Raw genomic sequence first — 18,383 nt, forward strand, 5'->3', positions numbered from 1 at the left:
CGCATCGACATGCGACAAAGCCGCGGTATCAGGCAGGTCGTTCACAGTTCGCGCACCCTCACCAGCGAGCCGGCCGCCACCGACGTGACCTCGGCCGGAATTTCGATCAGAACATCCGCCTGGGCCATGGCCGCGACCAGATGCGACCCGGGGCCCGACACCGAACGCACCCCCGCACCTTCGCGCCGGCCCCGCAGGAACTGGCGCCGGCCCGCCGGGGAACGTACCGGATCCAACAGCGCCACATCGTAATTCGGCACCGGAGCCAAACCGCTCAGCTGCCGCAGGATCGGCCGGGCGAACACCTCGAACGACACCATCGTGCTCACCGGATTACCCGGAAAACTCAGAATCGGAATCCCGTCGACCACACTGACGCCCTGCGGACCGCCGGGCTGTACGGCCACCGAACCGAACTCGCCGCCGAAATCGGCCAGCACCTCCTTGACCACTTCGAAATCGCCCTGCGACACCCCACCCGACGTGAACACCACATCCGCGGCCGCCGTCGCGACCGACAACTTGCGGCGGAACTCGCCCGGATCGTCACGGCTGTGCGACACGTCCACCACATCGATACCGTTGGCGCCCAACGCCGCAGCCAGCGCGATGCCGTTCGAGTTGTAGATCTGACCGGGGCGCAACGCGACACCCGCCGACACCAGCTCGTCGCCCGTCGTCAGGACCGCCGCCCGGATCCGCCGCGCCGCCGCCACCGAGCTGATGCCCACCGCCGCCAGCGCCGCGATCCGATGCGGCGACAACGACGACCCGGCCGCCACCAGCAACTCGCCGCGCCGAATATCGGTACCCGCCTCGCGCACGAAATCGCCCGCGTTGCGGCCGCGTTCGATCGATACCCCGCCGTCGACGGCGCGGGTGTCCTCCACCGGCACCACACAATCGGCGCCCGGCGGAATCGGCGCACCCGTCATCACCTTGACCGCCGCCCCGTCCGGCAATCGGTCCGGGCCACCCTGACCGGCGGCCACCACACCGGCCACCGGCAGCGTCACAGGCGTGACCGCCACCGACTCCGCCCGGACCGCATATCCGTCCATCCCGGAATTGCGGAACACCGGCAGATCCAGCGGCGACCGCACATCCTCGGCCAGCACCCGCCCCCGCGCCCCGTGCAACGCCAACTGCTCCACCTGCCGCGCCGCCAGCGGTCGCAGCAACTGTTCGATCCGCTCCCGATGATCCTCGACGGACCGAGCCACAGTCTTGGCAGGCTGACTCATACGGTCAGCCTAGCTGTGTATATGGCCTTCGCTTCGCTCCGGCGGGGTTTCGGGCAGAGCCCCGCATACCTCACAGGTGGTGACTTGCGGGACGTGAGGTGGGGGTGGCCCGCATAATGGAGGAGTGACCGTCGTTCTCATGGGGATTCCCGCCGTCCGGGGCGGGCGGCCCTCGCTGGACGGACGGCCCGACACGGACCTGCTCGTCGACAGATTCGGGCGCACGGCCCGGGATCTGCGCGTGTCGATCACCGAAAAGTGTTCGTTGCGTTGCACGTACTGCATGCCGGAGGAGGGGCTGCCGGCCATTCCGGCCGACGAATTGCTCTCGGCCACGGAGATCGTGCGGCTGGTGGAACTCGCGGTGCGGCGGCTGGGTGTCCGCGAGGTGCGCTTCACCGGCGGCGAGCCGCTGATGCGGCGCGATCTCGAGCAGATCATCGCCGGATGCCATGCCGCCGTTCCCGACACACCGCTGGCCATGACCAGTAACGGCGTCGGGCTGGAACATCGCGCTCGCGCGCTGGCGGCCGCGGGACTCGGCCGGGTCAACATCTCCCTCGATACCGTCGACCCTGCCGGATTCGCCCGCCTCACCCGCCGGGACCGGCTCGGTTCGGTGTTGACCGGCATCCGCGCCGCCCATGCCGCCGGGCTCTACCCGGTCAAGGTCAATGCCGTCCTGATGCGCGAAACCCTCTCGGGTGCGGTCGATCTGCTGCGGTGGTGTCTGAACGAGGGATGCGAACTGCGCTTCATCGAGGAGATGCCGCTCGACGCCGATCACGAATGGGCGCGGACCAACATGGTCACCGCGGCCGAACTGCTCGACGTTCTCGGCACGGCCTTCACCCTCACCGAGGCCGGGCGCGCCGACCCGTCCGCGCCGGCGGAGACCTGGCTGGTGAACGGCGGTCCGGCCACGGTCGGCATCATCGCCTCGGTCACCCGCCGATTCTGCGGCGACTGCGACCGCACCCGCCTGACCGCCGACGGCATGATCCGATCCTGCCTGTTCAGCGACCAGGAATACGATCTGCGTTCACTGCTGCGCGCCGGCGCGAGCGACGACGACCTGGCGCAGCTGTGGCGCGGCGCGATGTGGAACAAATGGGCCGGGCACGGCATCGACGCCGCCGATTTCGTCCCCCCGGAACGCACGATGGGAGCCATCGGTGGTTGAGGTCAGATATTTCGCCGCGATCGCCGACGCGGTCGGCAAATCCAGCGAACATCTCGACCTGCCCGAGTCGGCAACGGTCGGTGATCTGCGCTCCGCATTGCGCTCGGCCTACGGCGCCGACCTGGATCCGATGCTGAAGGTCTGCGCCTACCTCGTCGGCGAGGAACTCACCCGCGACGACAGCACGCGCCTGACCGCTCGCGTCGACGTACTACCGCCGTTCGCGGGCGGCTGACGCCGGATCAGCTCTCTTGCCACCACGTGTCCAGCGGCGACACCGGAACGGCGCGCTTGTGCCGGGTGTTGCGGTAGATCTCCTCGACGCGCTCGGCGACCTCCGGTGAGATGTCCTTACCCTCGAGGTAGTCGTCGATCTGGCTGTATTTCAGCCCCAGCGCCTCTTCGTCCGGCAGGGCCGGGCGGTCGTCTTCGAGGTCGGCGGTCGGGACCTTCTGCCACAGCCGCGGCGGCGCGCCCAGCTCTTGCAGCAGCGCCGCTCCCTGCCGCTTGGTCAGGCCGGTCAGCGGAGTGATGTCCACACCACCGTCGCCGTACTTGGTGAAGAACCCCGTCACCGCTTCGGCGGCGTGGTCGGTACCCACGACCAGCAAATTCAGCTGTCCGGCAACCGCGTACTGGATCACCATGCGCTCGCGGGCCTTGATGTTGCCGCGAACGAAATCGCGCAACTGGGCCTGATCGCCGAGCAGCTCACGCACACCCTCGGCGGTGGCGGCCGCCACCGCGTCGGCGCCCGGTTTCACGTTGACCTCGACCGAGCGATCGGGCCGGATGAAATCCAGTGCCACCTCGGCATCTTCGGCGTCGGCCTGGCTGCCGTACGGGAGCCGGACCGCGACGAAGGTGGCTTCCCGGCCCCGGGCCCGCAGCTCCTCGGCCGCCAGCTGGCACAGTTTGCCGGTCAGGGTGCTGTCCTGACCACCGCTGATGCCGAGAACGAAACCCGTTGCCGGCGTGGAACTCAGATAGTCGGCCAGGAATTCGACGCGGCGTCGCACCTCGACCTTCGGCTCGATCCCGGCCGCGACACCCAATTCGGCGATGATCTGTTCGCGCAGGTTCCCCATGGGGCCACTCTACTGGGCGGGCGCCACGAGTGCGCGCACCACGTTTTCCCAGTGGTCGGCGATCTGTTCGGGCCGATACCCCAGAACCCGCAGCTGATGCAGCACCAGGCCGGCGTCGAGGATGGCCAGCAGTGTGTCGGCCGTCAGCGCGATATCGCCGCCCACCTCGAGCTGCCGAAGCAGCAGCGAGACATGGGTTTTCGAGATGTTGTACGGGGCGCTCGCGTAGCGGCCGGATTCGTCGGCGGCGCGGCGCATTTCGCCCTCCACCTCGATCCCGGCCAGACGGGCGCGTCCGTAGGCGATCAGCCGCTGCAGCGGCGGGGCGCCCGGACCCAGCGGCGGCGGGCCGAACATGAACGCCGCCTGCAGTTTCTGCTCGGACTGGTCGAGCAGCGCCAGCATGAGACCGGAGCGATTGCCGAATCGCCGGAACACGGTGCCCTTGCCGACGCCCGCGCGTTTGGCGACCGCGTCCATCGTGACGCCGTCCGCGCCGAATTCGCGGACGAGTTCCTCGGCGGCGTCGAGCAGCAGTTGCCGGTTGCGCACGGCATCGCTGCGCTCGGAGTGTTCGGCTACCGGCAGCGCGGTGGTGATCGCGGACGGCGGCAGTTCGATGGCCACGGCCTCCAGCGGCAGCATGCCGGGACGCGGCGCGGCGGCGAAGACCGGATCCGAGGCGTGCGGATCGGACGAATGGGACGAATTCGACGATGGCGAATCCGGAGTGTCGCAGTTCACAGTTCGGTTACCCCATGACCCGGGAATGAAAGCGGACCGTAGTCCGGTTAACGTGTCGTGAAAGCGGAAGCCACCGCCGCCCCACCGCCCAAGGAGTGATCATGTCACAGACTCGCATTCTGGCTCTCGTCGGCAGCTTGCGTGCCGGTTCGATCAACCGGCAGCTGGCCGAGGCCGCCGCCCAGACCGCACCGGAAGGTGTCGAGGTCGATATCTACGACGGTCTCGGCAATATTCCTTTCTACAACGAGGACATCGACGTACCGGGTCAGGTGCCCGCGCCGGCGCAGGCGCTGCGTGACGCCGTCGCCGCGGCCGACGCGCTGGTGCTGTTCGTGCCCGAATACAACGGCACGATTCCGGCCGTGCTCAAGAACGCCATCGACTGGGCCTCGCGTCCCTACGGCGCGGGTTCGATCAAGGCCAAGCCGGTCGCCGTGATCAGCGCCTCGATCAGCCAGAACGCCGCGAAGTGGGCGCACGGTGACACGGTGAAGGCGGTCGGCGTGGCCGGCGGCGCCGTCGTGGAGAGCGCGCACCTGCACTTCGGCACCATCGGCCAGCGCTTCGGCGAGGCCCATCCGCGCGAGGACGCCGAGGCTCTGACCCAGCTCGCCGCCGCGATCACCGAACTGGTCGCAGCGCGGGAATCGGTCAACGCCTGAGTGTGAGACGGTAATCGGCTCGAGCTTTCGAGGGGTCGCACCCGGCGGTGCGGCCCCTCTGTGGCGTTGAGGCCGGTCATAGGTCGGGCGTGACGTGACGGGCGTCCTAACGGCCGCGTCTCACGGCGCTATAGGATATGAAAACCATTTCCAATAGGAGGTCGTCATGAAGGTGCGGAACTCGCTGCGTTCGCTGAAGGACAAGCCGGGCGCCCAGGTGGTGCGACGCCGTGGCAAGACCTATGTGATCAACAAGAAGGAGCCGCGGTTCAAGGCTCGCCAGGGCTGATCCGGTCCGGCTGCGACACGCCGGAGTAGGTGGCGGAATGCCGCGTTCGTCCCTCGGGCGGGCGCGGCATTCGGCCGTTTCGGGTGTGCACGAACGCGCCTGCTGAGGTCGGTGTGACCGGTGTGACCAGAGGTGGCATTGGGTTTGCTGGGAGAGAGCTGCGACATGAAATCGTGATCTGCGCCACTGTCGTGTCGGGTTGCGAATCGACTGTCCTGGTACTTACGGCCGCCGAATTTCATCTTTGTGGTTCGCAACATGTCGTGTTGTAGGAATCTGTCGGCCACTAGGTGTAGTGTCTACGGCACTGGAAGGGGAGAGGGATTCCGAGCCGATCGCCGCAGCGTGATTGCCCCTACTGCTCCATCTTCCAGGGGTTTGCGCAGTACCAGATGGATCGTGCTCAGTACGGATGCTCACAGCAGATGGCGTACCGATTCAAGGCTGCATCGGATAAGGCAAGGAGAGAGGGTCACCCATGAGTATCACGGTCTACACCAAGCCCGCTTGTGTCCAGTGCAACGCCACCTACCGCGCGCTCGACAAGGCGGGTGTGGAGTACGACGTCGTCGATATCTCCGAGAACCCCGAGGCCCGCGACTATGTGATGGCGCTGGGATATCTGCAGGCCCCCGTTGTCGTCGCCGGCGACGAGCACTGGTCCGGTTTCCGTCCGGACCGCATCAAGTCCCTGGTGACCGCCGCGGCCTGATCCGCTTCGGTCGCCCGTTCGTCCGACGTGGGAAGGGAGAGTGGGATGGCTGGGTTGTCCGGGGAAGGGACCCAATCGACGCCCGCTCTGGTCTACTTCTCGAGCGCTTCGGAGAACACGCACCGCTTCGTCGAACGGCTGGGTTTGCCGGCCGTTCGCATTCCGCTCCACACCGCCGATTCGCTGCGCGTCGACACGCCCTATGTGCTGATCTGCCCCACCTATGGTGGCGGCCGGCATGTGTTCGACGCGCAGCGCGGCGAGGGAGCAGCCGGGCGTTCGGACAAGGAATTCGTCCCCAGGCAGGTGGCGAAATTCCTCAACGATCCGCATAATCGTGCGCTGTTGCGCGGGGTGATCGCGGCCGGCAACACGAACTTCGGCGATACGTATTGCTATGCGGGAGAGGTGATCTCGCGCAAATGCGGGGTGCCGTACCTGTATCGCTTCGAACTGATGGGAACCGCCGAGGACGTCGAGCGCGTCCGAGAGGGATTGGGATTGTTTTGGCAACGACAACAGCACCGGCCGGAAAGACGGCCCGCCTAGAGCGCCCGGTCAGCACCGAGACCTCGACGGAGGGCTTGGACTATCACGCGCTCAACGCGATGCTGAATCTGTACGGACCGAATGGCGAGATTCAGTTCGACAAGGATGTCGCCGCCGCCCGGCAGTACTTCCTGCAGCATGTCAACCAGAACACCGTGTTCTTCCACAACCTCGACGAGAAGCTCGACTACCTCGTGGAGGAGAACTACTACGAGCCCGAGGTGCTCGACCAGTACAGCCGGGCCTTCGTCAAGAAGCTGTTCCAGCAGGCCTACGCCAAGAAGTTCCGGTTCCCGACCTTCCTCGGCGCCTTCAAGTACTACACGTCCTACACGCTGAAGACCTTCGACGGGAAGCGCTATCTGGAGCGGTTCGAGGACCGGGTCTGCATGGTCGCGCTGACCCTGGCCGCGGGTGACGAGATCCTCGCCCAGCAGCTCGTCGAGGAGATCATCGACGGCCGCTTCCAGCCGGCCACCCCGACGTTCCTGAACTCGGGCAAGAAGCAGCGCGGCGAACCGGTCTCGTGCTTCCTGCTGCGCATCGAGGACAATATGGAGTCCATCGGGCGCTCCATCAACTCGGCGCTGCAGCTGTCCAAGCGTGGCGGCGGAGTGGCGTTGCTACTGAGCAACATTCGCGAGCACGGCGCGCCGATCAAGAAGATCGAGAACCAGTCCTCCGGCGTCATCCCCATCATGAAGCTGCTCGAGGACTCCTTCTCCTACGCCAATCAGCTCGGCGCGCGCCAGGGCGCGGGCGCGGTGTACCTGCACGCGCACCACCCCGACATCTACCGCTTCCTCGACACCAAGCGGGAGAACGCGGACGAGAAGATCCGCATCAAGACGCTGTCGCTGGGTGTGGTGATTCCCGACATCACCTTCGAGCTGGCGAAGAAGAACGAGGACATGTACCTGTTCTCGCCCTACGACGTCGAGCGCATCTACGGTGTGCCGTTCGCCGATATCGACGTCACCGAGAAGTACTACGAGATGGTCGACGACAAGCGCATCCGCAAGTCGAAGATCAACGCCCGCGAGTTCTTCCAGACCATCGCCGAGCTGCAGTTCGAATCCGGTTACCCCTACATCATGTTCGAGGACACGGTGAACCGGGCCAACCCGATCAAGGGCAAGATCACCCACTCCAACCTGTGCTCGGAGATCCTGCAGGTCTCCACGCCGTCGGTGTTCAACGACGACCTGTCCTACGCGAAGGTCGGCAAGGACATCTCCTGCAACCTGGGTTCGCTCAATATCGCCAAGGCCATGGACTCACCGGATTTCGGGCAGACCATCGAGGTCGCGATCCGGGCGCTCACCGCGGTCTCGGATCAGACCCACATCTATTCGGTGCCCTCGATCGAACAGGGCAACAACGAATCCCACGCGATCGGCCTGGGCCAGATGAACCTGCACGGGTATCTGGCGCGCGAACGGGTCCACTACGGATCCGAAGAAGGTGTGGACTTCACCAACATCTACTTCTACACCGTCGCCTACCACGCGGTGCGGGCGTCCAACAAGCTCGCCATCGAGCGCGGCACCGCCTTCGGTGGTTTCCCGGAATCGAAGTACGCCAGCGGCGAATACTTCGACAAGTACACCGACCAGGCATGGGAGCCGAAGACCGACCGCGTGCGGGAGATCTTCGCCGAAGCGGGCGTGCACATCCCGACCCAGGAGGACTGGCGCGAGCTGAAGGCCTCGGTCATGGAGCACGGCATCTACAACCAGAACCTGCAGGCGGTGCCGCCGACCGGATCGATCTCCTACATCAACCACTCCACCAGTTCGATTCACCCGGTGGCGTCGAAGATCGAGATTCGCAAGGAAGGCAAGATCGGCCGCGTCTACTACCCGGCCCCCTACCTGACCAACGACAATCTCGACTACTTCGCCGACGCCTACGACATCGGCTACGAGAAGATCATCGACACCTACGCCGCGGCCACCCAGCATGTGGACCAGGGCCTGTCGCTGACCTTGTTCTTCAAGGACAGCGCCACCACCCGCGATGTCAACAAGGCCCAGATCTACGCCTGGCGCAAGGGAATCAAGACCCTCTACTACATCCGCATCCGCCAAATGGCGTTGGAGGGCACCGAGGTGGAGGGCTGCGTCAGCTGCATGTTGTGACGTTGTCGACGGGCGCCCCGGTTCCGGCCGGGGCGCCCGTTCGTATGACCGAACACGGGGTAGTTCGACGGCACCGAGTAGTTCGACGGCACGTGCCGACTGTCGTGGTTCGGCGCGGCGGCGACCGGAGGTGTAACCTGCATGCGGGCGCTCTGCGTCCGGGCGGTGACCAGGCGACGGTGCAGGTCATCGGGGTGCCGGGATGGCATCGGAAAATTCTCTGACGGTGAAGTGCTGGCGATGAGGAGGTGGGTGGCTGTGCGTAGCGAACCCCCGAGTCGAAGGCCGCGCGGCGCCGTCCTCCTGTTCTGCCGGTAGAGCTTTCGGTGGCGAGGTCGGTGCCTCGCGGTGTGATCCGTGACCCCGTACCCACTCGCAGTATGCCGAGGTTCTGTCATGTCGACCGATCTGTTCTTTGCCGCGCCCGCACGCCCTGATGTCCCGGATGACGGACACGCGGCCACCCCTACGCAGGCCGATACGGCGGTCCGCAGTGCCGCCACCGCCGAAACGACTGTCACCGAACAGCATTCGGATCACATCTCGCTCCGCGACCTCATCGACGACCGTCGTGTCGATGCCGCGCTGAACTGGCTGGACGACCACGTCCCGCATCGGATCGCCGACGAACTCGCGCGCATGGACGCCGTGCACGCCGGCATCGCGTTCCGGCTGCTCGACAAGGACCGGGCGCTGGCGGTGTTCGAGGAGCTCGAGCCGGTCGACCAGCAGCAGATCCTGTCCGGAATGCGCGACCAGAGCTTCCGGGAACTGGTCGAAGGCATGGACCCCGACGACCGGGCCCGGATGCTGCGCGAGGCCCCCGCCACGGTCGCGAAGAAGGTGCTGGCCGGGCTGAGCCCGCGCGAACGGCGGATGACCGCGGCGCTGCTCGGCTACCCCGAGGGTTCGGTCGGTCGCTACATGACGCCGGAAGTCGTTGCGCTGCATTGTGATCTGACCGTCGAACAGGCGCTGCGGGTGGTTCGCGCCAAGGGCGCGCATGCGGAGACCGTGTACACGCTGCCGGTGGTGGACGGCGGTCGCCGGCTCACCGGCGTGGTCGAGATGCGTGAACTGGTCCTCAGCGATCCCGGCACGATGCTGACCGAACTCGTCGTCAGCGCACCGGTTTTCGCCCGCGCGACCGATGCCGCGGAGAAGGCGGCGCGGCTCATGCGCGAGACCAACCTGATCAACCTGCCGGTCGTCGACAGTGAGGACCGGCTGGTCGGACTGCTGACCATCGACGACGCGGTCGAGGTCATCGAGGCCGCCGACAGCGAGGATGTGGCACGGCAGGCCGGTGCCAGCCCCTGGTCCGGGCATTACATGGCCGCCGGTGTGTTCCAGCTGGCCCGCTACCGCGCGATGTGGTTGCTGTTGCTGCTGGTCGCGGCCACCCTGACGGTCACGGTCACCGACGCGTTCGAGGCGACGCTGGCCCAGGCCGCGCATCTGGCGCTGTTCATTCCGCTGCTGATCGGCGCTGGCGGCAATGCCGGTGCGCAGGCGGCGACCTCGTGCGTGCGGGCCTTGGCCGTCGGCGAGGTGCGGGTGTCGGATCTGCTGAAGGTCATCTGGCGCGAATGCCGGGTCGGATTGGTGCTGGGCTCGATGCTCGCGGTGGTCGGCATGGTCATCGGCGCGGCGTTCGTCGGCGCGCAGATCGCGCTGGTCGTCGGCATCACCCTGGTGATCATCTGTGGCTGGGCGGCGACCATCGGCGGCACGATGCCGTTGCTGGCCAAGAAATTACGCATCGACCCGGCGGTCATCTCCGCGCCCATGGTGACGACGCTGGTCGATGCGACCGGGCTGATCATCTACTTCACGACCGCGAAACTCGTACTGGGAATCTGAACCGGGACTGCGCACTTCGGGAGCAGGTACAGGGCGCCCGCCGAGGTTGGCGGCGAACAGGTATCACATGGCTTTCTATCGGTAGCAAGCCACACTCCTCGCCGGTGAGACTGTCTCCACGCGAAGTGATCGAGGTAGCGTGCCTCGACTCCGCGGCTGGAGAAAGTGGGAAAAGCACATGGGGACATACGTTTTGGTGCCCGGCGGTTGGAAGGGTTCCTGGTCGTTCGAGACGGTGGTTCCACTCCTGGAGCAAGCCGGTCACACCGTCCACGCCTTGACCCTGACCGGTCTGCGGCCGGACGACGACGCCGCGACGGTCGCGACGACCACCCTCGACACCCACGCCGACGACGTCGTGCGGTTCCTCGACCGCGCCCGCCTCACCGACGTGACGCTGGTCGGTCACAGTTACGGCGGAATGGTGATCGCCGCGGCCGCCGACCGCGCCGGCGGCCGGATCTCGCGCCTGGTGCATCTCGACGCGTACGTCCCCCGCGACGGCGAATCGTGCTGGTCCGCAACGAACGACTACTTCCGCGAGGTCCTCGCCGCGGGCGCCGCGACCACCGGCTACGCGGTCCGCCCGCCCGGCAACGGCGACGCCCGCCGCCGCCCCCACCCCCTCGCGTCCTTCATGCAGACGATCCGGCTCACCGGGGCATTCGCCCGAGTCCCGCGCCGAGAGTTCGTCTACTGCTCCGGCTGGGAAGACCACACCCCTTTCGCCGGCCTCCGCACCCGCCTGCAAGCCGACCCCGAATGGCTGGTCCACGACCTCCCGACCGGCCACGACGCGATGCACGAGGCCCCGCACGCCGTGGCCGAACTGCTGCTCGGCGAACGGAGTTCGGTGTCAGTTCAGTCGTAGCAGGCCGGCGTCGGTGGCGCGAAATCCGCATGCGTCGCGATAGAAGCTGTGCAGGTGAGGTTCGAAATCGACGTGGAGCCATTCGATACCGAGTTCACGCAGGTCGCCGACCAGGGTCTTCACCAGGTCGGATCCGATGCTCTGCCGGTGGAGATCCGGGGCGACCGCGGTGTCGAGGAGAAACGCGTGGTTTCCCCCGTCCCATACTGCGTGCACGAACCCGACGAGTCGCTCACCGACGAACGCGCCGACCCATGACCGGCTGTGCCGTTCCAGGCGCGCCTGCCAGGGCACCACTGTCCGGTCACCGCCGAATGCGTCCGCGTGCAGCCGCGAGAGGGCTTCGTCGTCGACAGCGAAACGTACGCGGAGATCGGGGTTCATACGGCATCCTCTCGGCGCGGGGGCGCGATGAACGGGGTGTCATCACGACAGGTAGGAACGAACTGTGCTGTAGGGCGAACTTTTCGTGCAAACCTCGGCGAAAATGTGAGAAAACTGCTGAAGCCGACGAGGTTTGCACGATTAGTGCATACCACCGGTGTGCGAAACGGTCGCCGGGTCGAGGTGCCGAGTCTCGGTCGGGAGCGAACCCCGTCCGGGACCATCGATGCCTGCGGGCATGTGGCGGTCTGCGCCGAATGGCAGGCACGTCCCCGGCAAACTCTCGGCATCATTGCTGCGATCGTGGCGGCGGCAGTAGCCTGTGCATCGCGCGCTCGTCATTCGCTCGCGGCCGCGGTGTGGAACTTCCCACCCCGGAACGCATTTGCCCAGGACATGGGAGACACAAGCTCTTGTGCTGTGCTGAGCGGAGGTCCACTAGGAGTAGTGTCCGAGCGTACAATGACCGGCGAAGCGGGAAGGGTGAGTGAGCGGGCGTGAAGCTGATCGATCGAGTGTCTGCGATCAACTGGAATCGGGTGCCCGACGAGAAGGATGCCGAGGTCTGGGACCGGCTCGTCGGCAACTTCTGGTTGCCGGAGAAGGTTCCGGTATCCAACGACATTCCGTCGTGGGCCACGCTGAACGCGCAGGAGAAGCAGCTGACCATGCGGGTGTTCACGGGCTTGACCCTGCTGGACACCATCCAGGGCACCGTCGGCGCGGTGAGCCTGATTCCGGACGCGCGCACCCCGCACGAGGAGGCGGTGTACACCAATATCGCGTTCATGGAGTCGGTGCACGCGAAGAGCTACAGCTCCATCTTCTCCACGCTGTGCTCCACCCGTGAGATCGACGACGCCTTCCGCTGGTCGGAGGAGAACCCGAATCTGCAGCGCAAGGCCGAGATCGTGCTCGAGTACTACCGGGGCGACGAGCCGCTCAAGCGCAAGGTGGCCTCCACGCTGCTGGAGAGCTTCCTGTTCTACTCCGGTTTCTACCTCCCGATGTACTGGTCCTCGCGCGCCAAGCTCACCAACACCGCCGACCTGATCCGCCTGATCATCCGCGACGAGGCCGTGCACGGCTACTACATCGGCTACAAGTATCAGAAGGGTCTCGAGGATCTCACTCAGCCCGAGCGTGACGAACTCAAGAACTACACCTTCGAGTTGCTGTTCGAGCTGTACGAGAACGAGGTCGAATACACCCAGGACCTCTACGACGAGGTCGGCCTCACCGAGGACGTCAAGAAGTTCCTGCGCTACAACGCCAACAAGGCGCTGATGAACCTCGGCTACGAGGGGCTGTTCCCGCGCGACGAGACCGACGTCAACCCGGCGATCCTCTCGGCGCTGTCCCCGAATGCCGACGAGAACCACGACTTCTTCTCCGGCTCCGGTTCCAGCTATGTCATCGGCAAGGCGGTCAACACCGAAGACGAGGACTGGGAGTTCTGAGTTTCGCTCTCACATGAGAACCCGGGCGTATCGCATTGCGTACGTCCGGGTTTCGCTTATGTAGGGAGGGCCGGTGTGCCGGTCGGCCCTCGGGGTGGATGGAGTCGTTCAGTGCTTCGTCGGATCGAGTGCTTCCGCGCACGTGGTCAGGTCTCGGTGCAGGCGTGCTGCGTTGCCGGCGGGCAGGGCCGCGATCATCCGGCCTTCGACCTCGGCGACGAGGTGACTGGCCCGTGCGAGCAGGCGGGTGCCCTCGTCGGTGAGCCGAGTCGGTAAGGCCCGCCCGTGCGGTGCGGCGGACGGACGTTCCAGGAGACCGCGATCCTCCAGACCTTGCAGCACCGTATGCATGGACTGGCGTGTGACGAACGCGCCGCGAGCCAGCTCCGCGGCGGACAGGCCCGGTCGCTGACCCAGCAGTTCGAGGCACGCGTATTGCGGCACGCTCAGGCCCAACGGCCGCAGGGCGGTGTCCATGGCGCCGCGCAAGGCGGCGGCGGCCTGTTTGAGGACATAACCCACGGACGAATCGAGGTCCACCTGCTCTTGCGACATGTCAGGATTCTGACATATCCTTCTATGTCAGAACCCTGACATAGAAGGAGAAAGCCCATGTCTACTGTGACCGGACCCGACTTCATCGCCCTGCAGGTGCGTGATGTGGATGCGGCGGCCGAGTTCTACGAGACGCATCTCGGATTGCGCCGCGCTCCGGCGAGCCCGCCCGGTGCGGTCGTATTCGACACGGTCCCGGTGTCTTTCGCGGTGCGGACGCCGCTGCCGGGCGTCGATCTCGATGCCGTCGCGCCGCGCCCGGGCGCCGGTGTCGCACTGTGGCTGCACGCCGGCGACGCGCAGCACATGCACGATCATCTGGCCGCGGCCGGAGTCTCGATCCTCGCCGCACCCGTCGACGGCCCCTTCGGGCGAACCTTCACCTTCGCCGATCCCGACGGATATGCCGTCACCATTCACGACCGCGCCTGAGGTTGGTGACATCCCGAGGGCTCCGCGGTCGACGATCGGATGGCGGCAACAGGTGTAGTCGAGGCTGAGGCGCTGTGCGCAAGCGCTCCGACGTTGTCCGCGTCGCCGAGGGGCTCGGGTGGGCGGAGGTTCCGGGCGCCGCCGACGCTGTGATCGGTCAAGTGCGCTGGGGTGGAACGAGATTCGCGCGGTGCGAACCACCAGGAATCGATGACGACCGAGGTGGGACTGGTTCGCGCCAGTGACCAGACCGCGTCCATCGCGACACCGCCCAGATCCGGGAGATCGGCGGGGTCGTCGACGCAGGCTGCCAGCCCCTCCTTGACCGTGTCCTTCGAGAGGAATCGGGCGCCCAGGACCCGCGCCAGCGCCTGTCCGACGGTCGATTTGCCGGCACCCGGAAGACCGTTCACCAGCACGAGAAGTCTGCCCACCCGTCCCATCATGACGTGCGCGGACGAGGTGCGGCCCGGATGTTGTGGGGTGAGTGTCGATCAGGCCGACCGCTCGGTATTATTCGAATATGTGTTCGAGTGCCGGTAGGGGTGTGTCGTCGGAGGGGACGGGCGATGGGTTCTCCGGCCGGGCGCCGCGACGGCTTCCGGACGGCGTTCCGCGGACCGAGGGGACCGAACCGCAGCTGCAGTATCCGAACGAGGCCGGCTATTACTACCGGGTGCTCGTGCAGCCGCCGAAACCGGTGTGGGTGCGGTTGGACGCGATTCTCATCCGGGATCCGGGCACGCCCCGGCACGTCAACGGGGCGGGGCTGGATATGACGGGGGAGCGGCCGGGGACGTTGACGCACTGGGTGCCCTCGTTCAGCGGCGAATGGCTGGGCCGGGTGAATTTCTCGGTCTGTTACGCGGACGGGCGGGCGCCGCTGCATCTCACCGACCAGTTGGTGCCCGCCTACGCGCTACGCCCACGCGCGGCTGTCGACGACCCGCGCCGACCACCGCCGGGCCGGCCGAAAACGTCCTCGCGTATCGAGAGACAGGCGGGCGACGCGGACGGTCGTTGAACCGGGGCGCGCCGCGTGCCGCGCCTCACCGGCTCAGTCCGTCACATACCCGTTGAGCGTCTTGCGCAGGTCGTCGAGGATCGCCCGCGCGGCGGTGAGCCCGGAACCGTGCCAGAGGTCGTCCTCGACGGCGAAATCGCGCTTGTCGGAGACGGCGCCGAGCGCTTTCCAGTCGTCGCCCTTCATCACTGATTCGCCGTGGCTCTTACCGTCGGGGCCGTCGAACATCAGATAGATGATGTCGCCCTCGATCTTGTTGCGGTCGCTTTCGGTGGCGAGGCTGTCCACCGTGAACGAGCGATCGCGCTGGGCGCCGGGGCGCTGCACGCCGGCGTCGGTGAGTACCTGTCCCGCGAACGTGTCGGTGCCCTGGACCTGAATATCCTTGGGAGAGAAGCGGATCACCGATGCCTGCGACAGGTTGGCGGCGATCGAGGCCCCGGTTTCGCGGGCGTCGGTGCGGTAGTCCGCGAGCGCCTTCGCGCCGGCCGAACCGCGTCCCAGAGCCTCGGCGTAGGCGGTGAAATCGTCCTGCCAGCCGCGATGGTCGACCAGCACGGTCGGGGCGATCCCGCGCAGTGCGGCGAGATCCCCGTCACCCGCGGCGCCGAGAATCAGATCCGGTTGCAGCGCGGAGATTTTGGCCGTGTCCACCGCCCCCGAGGACCCCACGCTCGGGATCTTCAGGACGCCGGTGCCCAGATAGTTCGGCTGCGGCGCCGGTCCGGCCGCGGTGGTCGCGCCGACGACCCGCTCCCACAGGCCCACCGCGCAGACCGCGTCCAGCGCGGCGGTATCCAGCACGACAATGCGTTTCGGATCCGCGGGCACCTGGGTTCCCGCCACCGTGTGGGTGCCCGAGGCCTGGTCGGGGGCGCTGGGCAGGGCGCAGGCGTGGGTGGTGTCGCGCTCGATGCCGACCACGCTCGCGCCGGCGATATTGGTGGTGGTCCGGACGATCGAACTCGACGCGTCGTCGCCCCCGGTGCCGCAGCCGGTGACCAGGAGGGCCACGGCGCCCGCGGCCGCACCGCCGAGCGCGAGCCGGCGCGCACTGGTGCGCTTGCGGGTCTTGGGCTTTCGGGTGGAGACGCGTTCGCTCACCGGCATGCAGCGTAGGGTACATGCGCCCACGTGCAGGATGATTGCGGCACCGTCCGCGCGGCGAATACGACACAGAGTAGGACCCCGTCGGACGCCTGCGACGCCACGGTTTACGATGCCTCTAGCGCAAGCCACCGTCGTTTCGTCATGCGCCGGAACGCACGAGCGTGCGAAACGAGCAGAAGGCACACCTTCAGGAGGATCAGTGACTGCTGTAGAGCCCCAGCCAGTCCCCAAGCTGGAAGCGACACGGCCGTATCCGGCACGACTGGGCCCGAAGGGTTCGTTCATCTACAAGGCCGTCACCACCACGGACCCGAAGGTCCTCGGTGTGATGTACCTGGTGACCGCGATGTCGTTCTTCATGATCGGCGGTCTGATGGCCCTGCTGATGCGTGGTGAGCTCGCTCGTCCGGGTCTGCAGTTCCTGTCGCCGGAGCAGTTCAACCAGCTGTTCACCATGCACGGCACGATCATGCTGCTGTTCTATGCGACCGCGATCGTGTTCGGCTTCGCCAACATCGTGCTGCCGCTGCAGATCGGTGCGCCCGACGTCGCCTTCCCGCGTCTGAACGCGTTCAGCTACTGGCTGTACCTGTTCGGCGCGACCATGGCCACCGCGGGTTTCATCACCCCCGGTGGCGCCGCCGACTTCGGCTGGACCGCCTACACCCCGCTGTCGGACATCGTGCACTCCCCGGGTGTCGGCGCCGACCTGTGGATTCTGGGTCTGGCCGTCTCCGGTCTGGGCACCATCCTCGGTGGTGTCAACATGCTGACCACCGTCGTCTGCCTGCGCTGCCCGGGTATGACCCTCTTCCGGATGCCGATCTTCACCTGGAACATCGCCGTCACCAGCGTCCTCGTGCTGCTGGCCTTCCCGCTGCTGACCGCCGCGCTGATGGCGCTGGCCTACGACCGTCACCTGGGCGGCCACATCTACGACCCGGCCACCGGCGGTTCGCTGCTCTACCAGCACCTGTTCTGGTACTTCGGCCACCCCGAGGTGTACATCATCGCGCTGCCGTTCTTCGGCATCGTGTCCGAGATCTTCCCGGTCTTCAGCCGTAAGCCGATCTTCGGTTACACCACCCTGGTCTACGCGACCCTGGGCATCGCCGCGCTGTCGATCGCGGTGTGGGCGCACCACATGTACGCCACCGGTGCGGTGCTGCTGCCGTACTTCTCGTTCATGACCTTCCTGATCGCGGTTCCGACCGGTGTGAAGTTCTTCAACTGGATCGGCACGATGTGGAAGGGGCAGTTGACCTTCGAATCACCGATGTTGTTCTCGGTCGGCTTCCTGGTCACGTTCCTCTTCGGTGGTCTGTCGGGCGTCATCCTGGCCAGCCCGCCGCTGGACTTCCACGTGTCCGACACCTACTTCGTGGTCGCGCACTTCCACTACGTGCTCTTCGGCACCATCGTGTTCGCCACCTTCGCCGGTATCTACTTCTGGTTCCCGAAGATGACCGGCCGCATGCTGGACGAGCGCCTGGGCAAGTGGCACTTCTGGGCGACCATGGTCGGCTTCCACACCACCTTCCTGGTGCAGCACTGGCTGGGTAACGAGGGCATGCCGCGCCGGTACGCGGACTACCTGCCGACCGACGGTTTCACCACCCTGAACACGATCTCCACGATCGGCGCCTTCATCCTCGGTGCCTCGACGCTGCCGTTCATCTGGAACGTCTTCAAGAGCTACCGCTACGGCGAGGTCGTGACCGTGGACGATCCGTGGGGCTACGGCAACTCGCTGGAGTGGGCCACCACCTGCCCGCCGCCGCGGCACAACTTCTACGAGCTGCCGCGGATCCGCTCCGAGCGTCCGGCGTTCGAGCTGCACTACCCGCACATGGTGGAGCGCATGCGGGCCGAGGCGCACGTGGGCTGGGGCTCGAAGTCCCATCACGTGGCCGAGCTCGAGAAGGTGTCGAGCTAGTACCCCGCATCGAGTAGCGAAGTCCCGGCGCGGCGGCCGTCCAGTGCGACGGCCGCCGCGTTCGGCGTTTCGGGGGTGCCACGCCGGGCCGGAGGGTGTGGTGGTGCCTCCGGTGACCGGTGCGCGCCGGTGG

At 66.4% G+C, this 18,383-nt stretch carries 20 protein-coding genes; 13 read left to right on the forward strand and 7 right to left on the reverse strand.

The features are described 5' to 3' along the window. Positions 1–41: 41 nt before the first annotated feature. Positions 42–1,244 (reverse strand): molybdopterin molybdotransferase MoeA, encoded by a 1,203-nt coding sequence (locus AC5592_RS10465; protein WP_036504099.1) that lies wholly within the window; start codon positions 1,242–1,244, stop codon positions 42–44. A gap of 124 nt (positions 1,245–1,368) precedes the next feature. Between AC5592_RS10465 and moaA the strand changes: the two genes are divergently transcribed. Both moaA and AC5592_RS10475 read left to right on the forward strand, forming a co-directional pair. Next, the gene (moaA, locus tag AC5592_RS10470) at positions 1,369–2,427 is read left to right on the forward strand and encodes a GTP 3',8-cyclase MoaA (RefSeq protein WP_063064057.1); all 1,059 of its coding nucleotides are present in this window, start codon (positions 1,369–1,371) and stop codon (positions 2,425–2,427) included. Continuing rightward, positions 2,420–2,662: a MoaD/ThiS family protein gene (locus AC5592_RS10475; RefSeq protein ID WP_036504097.1), complete on the forward strand. Its 243-nt coding sequence runs from the start codon at positions 2,420–2,422 to the stop codon at positions 2,660–2,662. The genes moaA and AC5592_RS10475 overlap by 8 nt, the downstream gene beginning before the upstream one ends. A 7-nt stretch (positions 2,663–2,669) precedes the next feature. Here the strand turns inward: AC5592_RS10475 and nadE are convergent, their stop codons facing one another. Next, positions 2,670–3,515, reverse strand: a complete 846-nt coding sequence (gene nadE, locus AC5592_RS10480; RefSeq protein WP_036504095.1) for an NAD(+) synthase — start codon at positions 3,513–3,515, stop codon at positions 2,670–2,672. Positions 3,516–3,524: 9 nt separating this feature from the next. After that, a complete protein-coding gene (locus tag AC5592_RS10485) occupies positions 3,525–4,160 on the reverse strand; it encodes a TetR/AcrR family transcriptional regulator (protein WP_051024853.1) in 636 nt (211 codons plus the stop codon). A gap of 200 nt (positions 4,161–4,360) precedes the next feature. On the opposite strand from AC5592_RS10485, the gene AC5592_RS10490 reads away from it, so the two are divergent. The 7 genes from AC5592_RS10490 to AC5592_RS10520 all read left to right on the forward strand — a co-directional run bounded on the left by AC5592_RS10490 (position 4,361) and on the right by AC5592_RS10520 (position 11,349). After that, a complete protein-coding gene (locus tag AC5592_RS10490; protein WP_063064187.1) occupies positions 4,361–4,924 on the forward strand; it encodes an NAD(P)H-dependent oxidoreductase in 564 nt (187 codons plus the stop codon). A gap of 166 nt (positions 4,925–5,090) precedes the next feature. Next, positions 5,091–5,213: a type B 50S ribosomal protein L36 gene (ykgO, locus tag AC5592_RS10495; RefSeq protein WP_036504093.1), complete on the forward strand. Its 123-nt coding sequence runs from the start codon at positions 5,091–5,093 to the stop codon at positions 5,211–5,213. A 478-nt stretch (positions 5,214–5,691) separates the two neighbouring features. After that, positions 5,692–5,925, forward strand: coding sequence for a redoxin NrdH (locus AC5592_RS10500; protein ID WP_039780008.1), 234 nt, complete (start codon positions 5,692–5,694; stop codon positions 5,923–5,925). A 45-nt stretch (positions 5,926–5,970) separates the two neighbouring features. Then, positions 5,971–6,474 carry a class Ib ribonucleoside-diphosphate reductase assembly flavoprotein NrdI gene (nrdI, locus tag AC5592_RS10505; RefSeq protein ID WP_051756104.1) on the forward strand — a complete coding sequence of 168 codons (504 nt, stop codon included), beginning with the start codon at positions 5,971–5,973 and terminating at the stop codon, positions 6,472–6,474. 59 nt (positions 6,475–6,533) lie between these two features. Next, entirely contained in the window at positions 6,534–8,615 is a 2,082-nt protein-coding gene (nrdE, locus tag AC5592_RS10510; protein ID WP_232329314.1) for a class 1b ribonucleoside-diphosphate reductase subunit alpha, read from the forward strand. A 396-nt stretch (positions 8,616–9,011) separates the two neighbouring features. Next, complete coding sequence (gene mgtE, locus AC5592_RS10515; RefSeq protein WP_084506536.1) at positions 9,012–10,478, forward strand: magnesium transporter; 1,467 nt, start codon at positions 9,012–9,014, stop codon at positions 10,476–10,478. A gap of 178 nt (positions 10,479–10,656) precedes the next feature. After that, positions 10,657–11,349, forward strand: coding sequence for an alpha/beta fold hydrolase (locus AC5592_RS10520; RefSeq protein WP_036504087.1), 693 nt, complete (start codon positions 10,657–10,659; stop codon positions 11,347–11,349). On the opposite strand, the gene AC5592_RS10525 is transcribed toward AC5592_RS10520, so the two are convergent. Continuing rightward, on the reverse strand, positions 11,335–11,733 hold the full coding sequence (locus AC5592_RS10525; protein ID WP_036504085.1) for a GNAT family N-acetyltransferase: 399 nt from the start codon (positions 11,731–11,733) through the stop codon (positions 11,335–11,337). The genes AC5592_RS10520 and AC5592_RS10525 overlap by 15 nt on opposite strands. A 497-nt stretch (positions 11,734–12,230) precedes the next feature. Between AC5592_RS10525 and nrdF the strand changes: the two genes are divergently transcribed. Continuing rightward, positions 12,231–13,193 carry a class 1b ribonucleoside-diphosphate reductase subunit beta gene (gene nrdF, locus AC5592_RS10530; protein WP_036504083.1) on the forward strand — a complete coding sequence of 321 codons (963 nt, stop codon included), beginning with the start codon at positions 12,231–12,233 and terminating at the stop codon, positions 13,191–13,193. A gap of 108 nt (positions 13,194–13,301) precedes the next feature. Here the strand turns inward: nrdF and AC5592_RS10535 are convergent, their stop codons facing one another. Then, positions 13,302–13,748: a MarR family winged helix-turn-helix transcriptional regulator gene (locus tag AC5592_RS10535; RefSeq protein WP_063064058.1), complete on the reverse strand. Its 447-nt coding sequence runs from the start codon at positions 13,746–13,748 to the stop codon at positions 13,302–13,304. 57 nt (positions 13,749–13,805) lie between these two features. Between AC5592_RS10535 and AC5592_RS10540 the strand changes: the two genes are divergently transcribed. Beyond that, a complete protein-coding gene (locus AC5592_RS10540) occupies positions 13,806–14,180 on the forward strand; it encodes a VOC family protein (protein WP_063064059.1) in 375 nt (124 codons plus the stop codon). On the opposite strand, the gene AC5592_RS10545 is transcribed toward AC5592_RS10540, so the two are convergent. Continuing rightward, a complete protein-coding gene (locus tag AC5592_RS10545) occupies positions 14,165–14,614 on the reverse strand; it encodes a P-loop nucleotide/nucleoside kinase family protein (protein WP_198163801.1) in 450 nt (149 codons plus the stop codon). The genes AC5592_RS10540 and AC5592_RS10545 overlap by 16 nt on opposite strands. An 89-nt stretch (positions 14,615–14,703) precedes the next feature. Here AC5592_RS10545 and AC5592_RS10550 point away from each other — a divergent pair, with 89 nt between their 5' ends. After that, positions 14,704–15,204, forward strand: coding sequence for a hypothetical protein (locus AC5592_RS10550; protein ID WP_198163802.1), 501 nt, complete (start codon positions 14,704–14,706; stop codon positions 15,202–15,204). Positions 15,205–15,237: 33 nt separating this feature from the next. Here AC5592_RS10550 and AC5592_RS10555 read toward each other — a convergent pair whose 3' ends face one another. After that, on the reverse strand, positions 15,238–16,314 hold the full coding sequence (locus tag AC5592_RS10555; protein WP_063064061.1) for an iron-siderophore ABC transporter substrate-binding protein: 1,077 nt from the start codon (positions 16,312–16,314) through the stop codon (positions 15,238–15,240). 199 nt (positions 16,315–16,513) lie between these two features. On the opposite strand from AC5592_RS10555, the gene ctaD reads away from it, so the two are divergent. Beyond that, on the forward strand, positions 16,514–18,250 hold the full coding sequence (ctaD, locus tag AC5592_RS10560) for an aa3-type cytochrome oxidase subunit I (protein WP_036504073.1): 1,737 nt from the start codon (positions 16,514–16,516) through the stop codon (positions 18,248–18,250). Positions 18,251–18,383: the final 133 nt, after the last annotated feature.

This window comes from Nocardia violaceofusca NBRC 14427 (genome assembly GCF_963869435.1).
Lineage (GTDB): Bacteria > Actinomycetota > Actinomycetes > Mycobacteriales > Mycobacteriaceae > Nocardia > Nocardia aobensis.